This window comes from Pseudomonas sp. NFR02, from assembly GCF_900119375.1.
In the GTDB taxonomy this organism is placed as follows: domain Bacteria; phylum Pseudomonadota; class Gammaproteobacteria; order Pseudomonadales; family Pseudomonadaceae; genus Aquipseudomonas; species Aquipseudomonas paracarnis.
Genome location: NZ_FPJJ01000001.1, coordinates 211,038 through 222,230, shown reverse-complemented (window position 1 = coordinate 222,230; position 11,193 = coordinate 211,038). Strand labels below are relative to the sequence as shown.

At 60.2% G+C, this 11,193-nt stretch carries 13 protein-coding genes; 4 read left to right on the top strand and 9 right to left on the bottom strand.

What is annotated here, in order from left to right:
• Nucleotides 1-41: 41 nt before the first annotated feature.
• Complete coding sequence (gene rmuC, locus BT199_RS01040) at nucleotides 42-1,406, bottom strand: DNA recombination protein RmuC (protein WP_169918249.1); 1,365 nt, start codon at nucleotides 1,404-1,406, stop codon at nucleotides 42-44.
• Between the two features lie 175 nt (nucleotides 1,407-1,581).
• Nucleotides 1,582-1,905: an SEL1-like repeat protein gene (locus BT199_RS01035; protein WP_038451067.1), complete on the bottom strand. Its 324-nt coding sequence runs from the start codon at nucleotides 1,903-1,905 to the stop codon at nucleotides 1,582-1,584.
• A gap of 457 nt (nucleotides 1,906-2,362) precedes the next feature.
• Between BT199_RS01035 and BT199_RS01030 the strand changes: the two genes are divergently transcribed.
• The 4 genes from BT199_RS01030 (at nucleotide 2,363) to BT199_RS01010 (ending at nucleotide 5,519) form a co-directional block, all read left to right on the top strand.
• Nucleotides 2,363-2,668 (top strand): hypothetical protein, encoded by a 306-nt coding sequence (locus tag BT199_RS01030; protein WP_014719378.1) that lies wholly within the window; start codon nucleotides 2,363-2,365, stop codon nucleotides 2,666-2,668.
• A gap of 442 nt (nucleotides 2,669-3,110) precedes the next feature.
• Nucleotides 3,111-3,335, top strand: a complete 225-nt coding sequence (locus BT199_RS01020; RefSeq protein ID WP_003193022.1) for a hypothetical protein — start codon at nucleotides 3,111-3,113, stop codon at nucleotides 3,333-3,335.
• 278 nt (nucleotides 3,336-3,613) lie between these two features.
• Nucleotides 3,614-4,096 carry a hypothetical protein gene (locus tag BT199_RS01015; protein ID WP_032903131.1) on the top strand — a complete coding sequence of 161 codons (483 nt, stop codon included), beginning with the start codon at nucleotides 3,614-3,616 and terminating at the stop codon, nucleotides 4,094-4,096.
• A gap of 145 nt (nucleotides 4,097-4,241) precedes the next feature.
• The gene (locus BT199_RS01010) at nucleotides 4,242-5,519 is read left to right on the top strand and encodes an OmpP1/FadL family transporter (RefSeq protein WP_003193026.1); all 1,278 of its coding nucleotides are present in this window, start codon (nucleotides 4,242-4,244) and stop codon (nucleotides 5,517-5,519) included.
• A gap of 64 nt (nucleotides 5,520-5,583) precedes the next feature.
• Here BT199_RS01010 and BT199_RS01005 read toward each other — a convergent pair whose 3' ends face one another.
• The 7 genes from BT199_RS01005 to cobU form a co-directional block, all read right to left on the bottom strand.
• A complete protein-coding gene (locus BT199_RS01005) occupies nucleotides 5,584-6,135 on the bottom strand; it encodes a glutathione peroxidase (RefSeq protein WP_014719380.1) in 552 nt (183 codons plus the stop codon).
• 150 nt (nucleotides 6,136-6,285) lie between these two features.
• The gene (locus tag BT199_RS01000; RefSeq protein WP_014719382.1) at nucleotides 6,286-7,494 is read right to left on the bottom strand and encodes an MFS transporter; all 1,209 of its coding nucleotides are present in this window, start codon (nucleotides 7,492-7,494) and stop codon (nucleotides 6,286-6,288) included.
• 54 nt (nucleotides 7,495-7,548) lie between these two features.
• Nucleotides 7,549-7,953, bottom strand: coding sequence for a MarR family winged helix-turn-helix transcriptional regulator (locus tag BT199_RS00995; protein WP_014719383.1), 405 nt, complete (start codon nucleotides 7,951-7,953; stop codon nucleotides 7,549-7,551).
• 42 nt (nucleotides 7,954-7,995) lie between these two features.
• Nucleotides 7,996-8,724: an adenosylcobinamide-GDP ribazoletransferase gene (locus BT199_RS00990; RefSeq protein ID WP_032873566.1), complete on the bottom strand. Its 729-nt coding sequence runs from the start codon at nucleotides 8,722-8,724 to the stop codon at nucleotides 7,996-7,998.
• A gap of 2 nt (nucleotides 8,725-8,726) precedes the next feature.
• Nucleotides 8,727-9,302 (bottom strand): alpha-ribazole phosphatase family protein, encoded by a 576-nt coding sequence (gene cobC, locus BT199_RS00985; RefSeq protein ID WP_014719385.1) that lies wholly within the window; start codon nucleotides 9,300-9,302, stop codon nucleotides 8,727-8,729.
• Nucleotides 9,299-10,354, bottom strand: coding sequence for a nicotinate-nucleotide--dimethylbenzimidazole phosphoribosyltransferase (gene cobT / locus BT199_RS00980; RefSeq protein WP_072433687.1), 1,056 nt, complete (start codon nucleotides 10,352-10,354; stop codon nucleotides 9,299-9,301). The genes cobC and cobT overlap by 4 nt, the downstream gene beginning before the upstream one ends.
• Entirely contained in the window at nucleotides 10,351-10,872 is a 522-nt protein-coding gene (gene cobU / locus BT199_RS00975) for a bifunctional adenosylcobinamide kinase/adenosylcobinamide-phosphate guanylyltransferase (RefSeq protein WP_019818435.1), read from the bottom strand. Before cobU ends, cobT begins: the two co-directional genes overlap by 4 nt.
• Between the last annotated feature and the right edge of the window lie 321 nt (nucleotides 10,873-11,193).

The following is an 11,193-nucleotide window of genomic DNA, read 5'->3' as shown; positions in this document are numbered from 1 at the left end:
GTATTCGAGCTATTTGTGGGAGCAATTTAGACTCCTATTTATTATTCCGGGAGATGCGCCACGCCATCCGAATCGGTCATCGCCCGCTCCAGCAGATCCGCCGGCAAGCTCTTACTGGCGCGGGCGCCGAGCAACCTTAGCTGCTCGGTACGGCTGACCAGGTTCCCACGCCCATCCGTCAGCTTGTTGCGCGCCGCGCTGTAGGCCTTGTCCAACTGTTGTAGCCGGTTGCCCACTTCGTCCAGGTCCTGGATAAACAACACGAACTTGTCATACAGCCAGCCGGCACGCTCGGCAATTTCCCGCGCGTTCTGGCTCTGGCGCTCCTGCTTCCACAGGCTGTCGATCACGCGCAGGGTGGCGAGCAAGGTCGTGGGACTGACGATTACGATATGGCGGTCGAAGGCTTCCTGGAACAGGTTGGGCTCGGCCTGCAATGCCGCAGAAAAGGCAGCCTCGATCGGTACGAACAGCAGGACGAAATCCAGGCTGTGCAAACCCTCCAGGCGCTTGTAGTCCTTGCCGGCCAAGCCTTTGACATGATTACGCAGGGACAGCACGTGTTGCTTCAACGCGGCCTGGCCAATCACCTCGTCATCCGCCGCCACGTACTGTTGATAGGCGGTCAAGCTGACCTTGGAGTCGACCACCACCTGCTTGTCGCCCGGCAACATGATCAGCACATCGGGCTGGAAACGCTCGCCATCCGGGCCTTTGAGGCTGACCTGGGTCTGGTACTCACGGCCCTTCTCCAGGCCCGCGTGTTCCAGCACTCGTTCAAGAATCAGCTCACCCCAGTTACCCTGGGTTTTCTGGCCCTTGAGAGCGCGGGTCAGGTTAGTGGCTTCGTCCGACAGACGCAGGTTCAATTGCTGTAGGCGCTCAAGCTCTTTGGCGAGGGAAAAGCGCTCACGGGCTTCGTTCTGATAGCTTTCTTCGACACGCTTCTCGAAGGACTGGATACGTTCCTTGAGCGGGTCCAGAAGTTGGCCCAGGCGCTCCTGACTGGTTTCGGCGAAGCGTTGCTCACGCTCGTCGAAGATCTTGCCGGCCAGCTCGGCAAATTGCGCACGCAGTTCGTCTCGTGAGCCTTGCAGGTCGGTGAGGCGTTGCTGATGACTCTCTTGCTGCTCACGCAATTCGGCGCTCAGGGCCGCGGCCAAGGCGTCGAGGCGACGCAGTTCGGTTTCCTTGGCGCTACGGTCGAGGTTCCAAGCGTGCGCGGCATCGCGGGCGTTATCGCGGTCGATCTGCAACAGCTCGACTTCACGGCGCAGCGCCGCCAGGTCGGCTTGTTTGGCGGCATTGGCCTGGCTGAGGTCACTGATCTCATCGCGACTGGCGTCCAGTTGCGCGGCGAGCCCTTCCTGGGCCAGTTGTGCGGTCGCCAGGCGCTCCTCCAGCAACTCCCAGCCGGTGGTGCGTGCGGTCAGGCGCCGCTGGAGTTGCCAGCACAGCGCCAGTAGCGGCACGGCTGCGCCCACAAGACCCAAGGCGATACTGGTCCAGTCAAACACCATAGCCATTTCTGCCATCACCGAAAAAGATCAAGGGTAACCAAGCCTAAGGCCGGAGGACAGCTCAGTCTTCGACCTGCCCCAGTTCGCGCTGGGCGCGACGGTCGCCGGCGCGAGCAGCCGAACGCAACAAATCGTGGCCGATACGCCGGTCTCGGGCATTTCCGCACTCGCGGCACATCAGTTGGCCAAGACGGCTCTGAGCGGCCACCACGCCTTCGCGGGCGGGCTGCTTGAGCAAGCGTCCGGCGAGATGCTTGATATTGTTGCTCTGCCCCAGGCGCGGGCTGTCGAGCAGCCACAAAGCAACCTTCAAGGAAAAACGCTTGGGCGCGGTAACAGTTTGGGCCGTGTCGGTAACAGAAGGTGATACTGAGCGAAACTTCATAAAGCACTGTGGGGCAGAACGGAAGGCGCGCCACTCTACTCTTTTTTTCGTACAGGTAAAGCTGAAAAAACCGTGCACGCCCGTCCTAGAGCAAGCGCTCGGGACAATCCACAGAAGCTGTGGATAACTCAGTGGACAACCCCCCTTGAACAGGCGCAAAGCCCCATGGAACGGGGGCCGCGGTCAAACTGACGATTTTTTCACCAATAAAAAAAAGCGAGATTTTTCATTGACTTAAATTTTGATTACAGGCAAATGGGCGCACTTGCACACCCGTGGCAGCAGGGTTACACCCTTGACCACAAATGTGCACAAGTCCCGATCGGCTGGTTATATCGTCGGCGTTTTTTGATTCAACACCGGTTAAACATGTTACTAAGCGCGCAAACCCGAGGGCTTTTCAAATCTGCCTCGGCTCGCCACACTGCGCCACCGCCAATGCAAACCAGTAGGGCCGATGAAAGGAATTCTGTTATTCGCCGGGCTGCTACTGGCCATCTGCGCGACCTCGCTTGGGATCAATGCCGCGCTCCCCTCGCCGGACGGCGCACTGTTTGCTATTGCTATCCTGCTATCGGCCGCCTTTACCGCCGTGATTCTGTGCATCGAACTCAGTGATGGCAGAATTAACGACATGGGCGATGTGATCCGCATGATCGAGACCGGCCAGTCCTTGCGGCTGACGCTCGCCGCCTACGGTCTGGGCTGTGCCCTGGCCGCATCCATGACCGTGCTGGTCTATTGCGAGTTACTCGGCGGCTGAACGAAGTTTTTTGCAATCGGCCTTCCCTTCCCTGTTTCAATCCGTTACTATCCGCGGCGTTAGTACCAAGCTGAAAGTCAATTCTGGTCGAACACGTCCCCTGAACCACATGGGATCGGCCACCTCGATGGTTTCCAGGTATTCCTTGCGACGACACTGCCTTTGAACAAGCAAAGGGTGGCGCGAAGTTCCAATACTCTGACCGAACCAACCTGCAAATTGATCAGGATCTCCACCCTGGGCCCAGAACCTTTGCCCTTGTTGTGTTGCCTGCCCTCCTAAGTACCTACCTGCCAGCCCAAGCGCGCCAAATTTAATTGCGCTTCAAACTGGCTGCTTTGTTCCAGTCGGGTTCTTCGTTTGATCAATGGTGATCAGCGTTACTGGAACGTTTTAACGTTGCACGGTTCTTATCCGTGTCATTTGTAGGAACACCAATAATATGAACGCTCAAATCCACACTCAGGATGCCATTCGCACCCTCACCAACGCTTTTGCCCCAATGAACTGCCTGATCATGGCCGCTCGCAAAGGCTGCTTCAGCTTCACCCTGGTCAACGAACACGGCATCGCTCGTCACAGCGAACGCCTGTACCCCGATCAATACTCCAGCGCAGAACCGCTGCAGGCCGTGATCGATCGTACCCGTCAGGCACTGACTGCCTGATCGACCCGCGTCGCTGAAACCTCAAAAACCCTGTTTGAATAACAGGGTTTTTTATTGCCTGGAATTTGGCCCTGAGTTCGCCGGGCTAAGTACAAATGGATATAAACGTTATAACCAGTTGCAGAAGATGTTTTAAAAACAGTCCTTTACATCGTGAATATGACACTACACTTCAACTCAAGCGGCGTGATCCGCTTACGACGGGCCTGAGATCCGATTCACCGCTGCCAAGCCCCCCTTCTCAGGCTCGTCCACTCTTTGCAAGGACTGAGGCTCGTATGGGTATTGCCGCCAGTGAATTGTGTCGTTATGTGATCAGGCCAACGCTGATGTACCTCGGCCGCCACAGCTCGACAGCCGAATCCCTGCTGCTGGGCATTGCCGCCAGCCAGTCAGAACTGGGCTCGGCGCTGCATGACCGCCGCGGCCACGGCCTCTACAGCATCACCGAACCACGCCACCGCGCCCTCTGGGATAACTACCTGGCGCTGGACCCGGAACGCGCCAGCCTGGTGCGCGGGCTGGCCAGCCAACATGCGTTCCTCAGCGCGCCCCAGTTGGAGCTGACGGTAAACCTGCGCTACGCCACCGCGATCGCCTGGTTGCTGGTGGAACAACATCGTCCTGCCCTTCCCGCGCCCGGCGATGTACTGGCCATGGCGCGTATCTGGAAAGAAATATTCCACCCCCAAGGCCGCCTGCGAGATTTCACCCAAGCCTGGCAAACCTGTGTAATCCCAATGAAACAGGCAGCTTGCTGACCGGGCAAATTGCAAGATTCGCCAAAAAACGGCGATTTTGGTCTGATTGTCCTACAAAAACGCTCTATCTCCCGCATTACAGCCTATAGCGCGATGTGAAATTTATTGATACTTTCCGCAGCGGTGATCACACGGAGTTCTAATAATGAAAAAAGTAATGCTCAAGACCACACTTAGCCTCGCCGTTGCCATGGCATCCTCCCAACTGTTCGCCAGCGGCTTTGCGCTCAACGAACAGAGCGTGAGCGGGATGGGTACCGGTTTCGCAGGTCGCTCTTCTTCTGCCGATGATGCGAGTACTGTGTTCGGTAACCCTGCCGGTATGGCACGTCTGGAAGGCCAACAGATCACCGGTGGCGTTGCAGCCATTGATGCCTCCACCGATATCAGCAATGTCAGCGGCCGCTCCGCTGGCAGCAACAAAGGCGATATGGTGCCTTTCACCGCCGTTCCTTTCGGTTTCTACACCAATAAACTTAACGACCAGTGGGCTGTCGGCTTCGGCGTCTATGCGCCGTTCGGCCTGGTGACCGACTACGAAAGCGGCTTCCAGGGCCGTGGCTTTGGCAGCAAGAGCGAAGTGAAAGTCATCACCTTGCAACCGACTGTCAGCTACGCCTTCAACGATCGCGTTTCCGTGGGTTTTGGCCCGACCATCAACCGCATCGCCGGTACCCTGGAATCGGACCTGACGCTGAACCCTCGCGCGCCAGACACCAATATCAAGATCAAGGGTGACGACACCGCGCTGGGCTTCAACATCGGCGTACTGGTCCAGGCCACCGATACCACCCGTGTCGGCCTGACCTACCACTCCAAGGTCAGCTACAAGCTGGACGGCCACACCGAAGTCACCGCACCGACCGCGACCTCGCCGTTCCTGCGCAGCAACCGCTATGACGCCTCGCTGAAAATCGACACACCTGAGTCCTACGACCTGTCCGTCACTCAAGACCTGACCGACGCGTGGAAACTCTATGCCGGTGCAACCTGGACACGCTGGAGCCGCCTCAAAGACATCACCGTCAAGAACGAAGGCGTCAGCGGCGCTACTGGCGGCGCGCTTGCCCCAGGCCTGGTCAGCACAATCAAGGAAGACCAGAACTGGCACGACACCTGGGCCTACGCCGTGGGTACCTCGTACCAGCTCACCAAGCAGGTGGTACTGCGTACCGGCCTGACATTCGACCAGTCGCCTACCAACAACACGGATCGCTCACCGCGCATCCCGACCGGCGACCGTACTATCTTCAGCCTGGGCCTGGGCTACCAGGTCATGGATAACATGACCATCGACCTGGCCTACTCCTACCTGAAGGAAGAGGACGTCAAGATTTCACGCTCCAACCAATTGGCCAGCTACAACGCCAAGTATGAAAACAGCGCCAACGGTTTCGGCTTGGGCATGACCTACAAGTTCTAACCGCAGTCGTATAAAAAAGCCCCGCTCTCCTGTGAAGGAGGCGGGGCTTTTGTTTGGCTGGCGGTCAGGGTTTGGAAGCCAATGCCTGTTCCACCGCCTTGATCAGCTCCGGACTGTCCGGCTTGGTCAGGCTGGAAAAACTGGCAACCACATTGCCTTGGCGATCCACCACATACTTGTAGAAATTCCACTTCGGCGCCGCGTCGGCCTGCTGTGCAAGCACCTTGAACAGGTGCACCGCATCCGGCCCCTTGACCTTCTGCGGCTCGGTCATGGTGAAGGTCACGCCATAGTTTACGTAGCAGACCTTGGCGGTTTCTTCCCCGGTCTTGGCTTCCTGCTTGAAGTCATCGGACGGCACGCCGATCACTTCCAGGCCCTGGCCCTTGTAGCGCTGATATAACGCTTCCAGACCTTTAAACTGTGGGGCAAAGCCGCAGAAGCTCGCTGTGTTAACGATCACCAAGGGCTTGCCAGCGAATTGCTGGCATAGGTCGATGGATTCCTTGGCCCGCAGCTTGGGCAATTGGCCCGCAAGCAACGGTGGGCAACTGGCGGCCATCGCCACGCTGCCAATAGCCATCAGGACGGGTACAGCGAGCCAGCGCATCTGCATGTCAAAAGTCCTTGAGTCAGTTCAGACCCACAACTTAGCAGATCGCCATGCCCAGTTGCATCAATGCCAGGCCGCCCTGATGCCAGCCCCACCAGGCCAGCAGCAATAACACCATCCCCACAGCCACCAGCATAAGACGCGCTGTCATGCTCATGCCGCCTCCATCTGCGCCTGAATACGTGCCACCGGCCGCTCACGCACCGGCCAATTCAGCGCGGCGGCGAGCAGGCTGAGTAAAATTGCCACCTGCCAGATCAAATCGTAGCTACCGGTTCGATCATAGACCACCCCGCCCAGCCACCCGCCGAGGAACGAGCCAAGCTGGTGGAACAGGAACACAATCCCGCCGAGCATCGAGAGGTTGCGCACCCCAAACAGGGTCGCAACGGTGCCATTGGTCAGCGGCACCGTGGACAGCCACAAGAATCCCATCGCCATGCCAAACAGATACGCCGTGACCTCGGTGACCGGCGCCCACAGGAACAACACAATCACTACCGCCCGTAACAGGTACAAGCCGGTGAGCAGACGCGGCTTGGACATGCGGCCACCGAGCCAACCCGCCGTGTAGGTGCCAAATACGTTGAACAGGCCAATCAAGGCCAGCACCGTGGTGCCCACCGTGGCCGGCAGGTGCTGGTCGACCAGGTACGCCGGCAAGTGCACACCGATGAACACTACTTGGAAACCGCACACAAAAAAGCCGAAGGACAGCAGCCAGAAGCCGGAGTGGGAGCAGGCCTCTTTCAGCGCTTCGCCCAGGGTTTGCTGGCCTACCGTGACCGCCAGCGGCCGGTCCTTGAGCATGGCGACCAGCGGCAGGATCAGCGCCACCATCAAGCCCAGCGCCAGCAAGGCGGCCGACCAGCCGAGCCAGCCAATCAGGCCCAGGGTGCCGGGCACCATGGCGAACTGGCCGAACGAGCCGGCGGCGCTAGCAATGCCCATGGCCATGCTGCGTTTTTCCGGCGCTACGGCGCGGCCAACCACGCCGAGAATCACCGAGAACGAGGTGCCGGACAGGCCAATACCAATCAGCAAACCTGCGCTCAACGACAGCGACCAGGCAGAGTCGGACATGCCCATCAGCACCAGGCCGACGGCGTACAACACCCCGCCGACAAACACCGCCTTGGTCGCGCCGAAACGGTCGGCCAAGGCCCCGGTAAATGGCTGCGCCAAGCCCCAGATCAGGTTCTGCAAGGCGATAGCAAAGGCAAAGGTTTCACGCCCCCAACCGAATTCGCTGCTCATCGGCGCCAGGAACAGGCCAAAGCCATGCCGTACGCCCAAGGACAGCGCCAGGATCAGCGCACTGCCTAAAAGGACCCAACCACTGGTGCGCCACATCGAGGTCATTTCTTATTCTCCGTTCGCGGGTATATACCCGCTTGTAGTCGAACAAACCGCCGTTCAGGCAAGTTCATCCAGCAAGGCCAACAACATTTCGCGCTTTTCGGCGCCGAGCTTATCAATCAGTTTCTGTTGCGCTGCTTCCCACGCCGGCAACGCAGCGCCTAGCCGTTCATGGCCGGCGTCAGTCAACACCACCAGGCGGTTGCGCAAATCGTCGCCCTCCACCAACTGCACCAGCCCCTCACCTTCCAGGACGCGCAGGTTGCGCCCCAGGGTGCTGCGATCCAGGCCCATGGCGTCCGCCAAGCTGGAAATGCTCGGCTGGTCGAGACGCTGCAGGTTGCACAATAGAGAATACTGGGCAACGTTGATCCCGAAGCCGTCGAGAGCGCCGTCGTAATGCCTGCTGACGCCACGGGCAGCACGTCGCAGGTTGGTGCATAAACATTGGGAGGCAAGCATAGAGCGTGTATATACCCGGAGTTAATCAATTGCAAGAAAGCGTTACAGCGCCAGCCCGACCAGTACCGCGACTTCAAGCAGCTCCAGCAGTGCGCCAGCAGTGTCGCCGGTGGTACCGCCCAGACGCTTGACCATCAACTGGCGCAGCCACACGAAACACAGGACCGCCAGCAACACCGCGATGCCGCCGCTGAAACCACCGATCAGGATGCAGGCCAACCCGCTGAGGATCAGCACCTGTTGGCCGACAATTCGCGGCAGATGATCTGACAGTGCCTGGCCCAATCCGCCCGCCCGCACATAGCGCGTGGTGAGAAACAGCGCCAGCATCGAAGCACGTCCGATCAAAGGCGCCAGGATCAAGGCGGCGCCATTGTGTTGTTCGATCAACGCCACCAACGCGCTGAACTTGAGCAGCAGCACCAGCCCCAGGGTGACCACCGCAATCGGGCCGCTGCGCGGGTCTTTCATGATGCTGAGGGTGCGCTCCCGGTCGCCAAAACCGCCCAACCAGGCATCGGCGCTGTCGGCCAGCCCGTCCAGGTGCAGGCCACCGCTGAGCAGCACCCAGGCGGTGAGCAGCAACGCGGCGTGCAACAGCAACGGGGTACCCTGCAACACCTGGTTGAGGCCCCATAACAGCACGCCGAACAGCAACCCTACCAGCGGATAAAACAGCAACGAACGGCCCAGCTCTTGAGGCTGCGGCATGCCCGGCAAGCGAATGGGCAGGCTGCTGAGAAATTGCAGGGCGATCCAGAACGGCAGCAGCATCAGCGCCCTTCCTTCAACACGCCATCGGCCGCAACCTGCAGGCCGAACAGGGCACCGTGGCCCACTTCGACATTCAGCAGTTGCTCACGGGGCAACCCTCGCGCCTGGGCCAGCAGCAGGCGCATTACACCGCCATGGCTGATCAACAGCACGCGCTGGCCAGCATAGGCCTGATGCAGCCGCCTGACAGCGCCAAGCACGCGCGCGGAAAACTGGATGACCGGCTCGCCTTCCGGCGGCGTGAATTCATAGGGGTTGGCCCAGAACAAGCCCAGCCCTTGGGCATCGGTGTCCATCAACGCGGCCGCACTCTGCCCTTCCCACGCGCCGAAGTGCAGCTCTTGCAGATCGGCCTCCAGAGTCACCGGCACATCGAGCTGTGCCCCCAACTCCTGGGCGAACAGAGCGCAGCGTTGCAGCGGTGAGCTGATCAGCCGATCCCACGGCCCCTGCCCCACCACTGCGTCGCGCATCTGCCGCCAGCCGTTGGCGGTCAGCGCATCGTCCAGGCTGCCACGCAGGCCTCCGCCCAGTTCGGTTTCGCCGTGACGCAGCAGGTCCAGGCGTAAGGTCATGCGGGGCGGTCCGCCACGGCGGCTTCGGCGAAGGTCGCCATCTGCCCGTGCAGCGCACACGCCAGGCGCAACAAAGGCACCGCCAACGCCGCGCCGCTGCCTTCGCCCAGGCGCAGGCCCAGTTCCAGCAACGATTGCGCATCGAGGCTGTGCAGCACATGGCGATGGCCCGGCTCGGCACCCCGATGGCCGAACACCAACCATTCGCGGCACGCAGGGTTCAAGCGCACCGCCACCATCGCGGCCACGCTGCAGATGAACCCATCCACCAGCACCACGATGCCTTCCTGGGCGCAGGCCAGGTAGGCGCCAACCAAGGCAGCAATTTCAAAACCGCCGAGATTGAACAGGGTTTGCAACGCATCGCTGCGCTGACCGGCGTGCAACCCCAGGGCGCGCTCGATGACCGCGACCTTGTGGCTGACCCCTGCGGCATTCAAACCGGTGCCAGGGCCTGTGAGGTCAGTGACCTGGCAATCCAGCAATGCGCAGGCCAAGGCACTGGCGGCAGTGGTATTGCCGATGCCCATCTCACCGCCGATAAAGAGTTGCGCGCCGCTTTCCAGGGCACGGCGTGCGCTGTCTCGTCCAGCTTGCAAGGCCAACTGCCCTTGGGCTTGGGTCATCGCCGGGCCATGCACGAAATTAGCCGTGCCCGCACCGATATTCAGGTGACGAACGCCGGGCAAATCCAGGGACGGCGTGACCGTGCCGAGGTCAATCACCTCCAATTGCGCTTGCAGTTGCCGCGCCAACACGCTGATCGCCGCGCCACCGGTGACGAAGTTTTGCAGCATCTGCCCGGTGACCTCTTGGGGAAATGCCGACACGCCTTCAGCGACCACACCGTGATCGCCGGCAAAAATCGCGATCCACAGGTGATCTACCGTCGGTTTGACCTGGCCCTGCAAACCCGCCAGCCGCACCGCCAGGGCCTCCAACTGGCCGAGGGAACCGGCGGGCTTGGTCAACTGCTGCTGACGCGCCAGCGCCTGTTCGTGGGTCGTGGTATCCACCGCCTTGCAGGGGTTGAGCCACCAGGAATCGGTCATAACGCAGTACCTTTCAAAGTCAGGGGCAGGCCGGCAACCGTCAGCACAACGCGCTGACATTGCTCGGCCAAGGCTTGATGCAGCCAACCGGCTTCATCCACATAACGGCGAGTCAATTCGCCCAGCGGCACGACACCCAGACCGGTCTCGTTGCTGACAAAAATGATCTCCCCCGGCAGCGAGGCCAGGGTTTGCAACAGTTGATCACGCTCGGATGCAAGGCGAGCCGGGTCTTCGAGCATCAGAAGATTGGTGAGCCATAAGGTCAGGCAATCCACCAGCAGGCAGCGATCAGTGGCGGCGTTTTCCTGTAGCACACGCGCCAGGTCGATGGGCTCTTCAACCAGGCCCCAATGGTCGGGACGACGCTGGCGGTGCAGCGCGACGCGCTCGCTCATCTCACCGTCGAGCGGTTGGCTGGTGGCGATATAAATGACGGCAAGCCCGCTCTCTGCGGCAAGCTTTTCGGCCAGGCGGCTCTTACCCGAACGGGCACCGCCGAGGATCAATTGATACATGCAAAGGCCCCTGGCAAATGATGTGGCGAGGGAGCTTGCTCCCGTGACGGCCTGACAGCCGACGCTGATCCAGCTGACGCACCGCGACCCAAATGTGGGAGCTGGCTTGCCTGCGAAGACGGCCTGACAGTCAACACAGTTGGACCGTGTACATATCCATTTCTGCGGTAACGGCCACTTAGGGTTCCGCTTTTACAGCGGCTCACTTTTGAAAAGCGCAAAAGTAAGCAAAACGCTCTTGCCCCACCACTCGGCACCTCGCCCAGGCTCGGTGTGCCCGTAATCCGCCAGTGATTTGGGGGGCCGCCTAAGATCAAGATC

Bases quoted from the DNA above. Each gene is read 5' to 3' on its own strand.
- cobU (WP_019818435.1), bottom strand. From the start codon at position 10,872: ATGTATCAATTGATCCTCGGCGGTGCCCGTTCGGGTAAGAGCCGCCTG.
- BT199_RS01000 (WP_014719382.1), bottom strand. From the start codon at position 7,494: ATGACCTCGATGTGGCGCACCAGTGGTTGGGTCCTTTTAGGCAGTGCG.
- BT199_RS00995 (WP_014719383.1), bottom strand. From the start codon at position 7,953: ATGCTTGCCTCCCAATGTTTATGCACCAACCTGCGACGTGCTGCCCGT.
- BT199_RS01015 (WP_032903131.1), top strand. From the start codon at position 3,614: ATGGGTATTGCCGCCAGTGAATTGTGTCGTTATGTGATCAGGCCAACG.
- BT199_RS01010 (WP_003193026.1), top strand. From the start codon at position 4,242: ATGAAAAAAGTAATGCTCAAGACCACACTTAGCCTCGCCGTTGCCATG.
- cobC (WP_014719385.1), bottom strand. From the start codon at position 9,302: ATGACCTTACGCCTGGACCTGCTGCGTCACGGCGAAACCGAACTGGGC.
- BT199_RS01005 (WP_014719380.1), bottom strand. From the start codon at position 6,135: ATGCAGATGCGCTGGCTCGCTGTACCCGTCCTGATGGCTATTGGCAGC.
- BT199_RS01030 (WP_014719378.1), top strand. From the start codon at position 2,363: ATGAAAGGAATTCTGTTATTCGCCGGGCTGCTACTGGCCATCTGCGCG.
- BT199_RS01020 (WP_003193022.1), top strand. From the start codon at position 3,111: ATGAACGCTCAAATCCACACTCAGGATGCCATTCGCACCCTCACCAAC.
- BT199_RS01035 (WP_038451067.1), bottom strand. From the start codon at position 1,905: ATGAAGTTTCGCTCAGTATCACCTTCTGTTACCGACACGGCCCAAACT.
- cobT (WP_072433687.1), bottom strand. From the start codon at position 10,354: ATGACCGATTCCTGGTGGCTCAACCCCTGCAAGGCGGTGGATACCACG.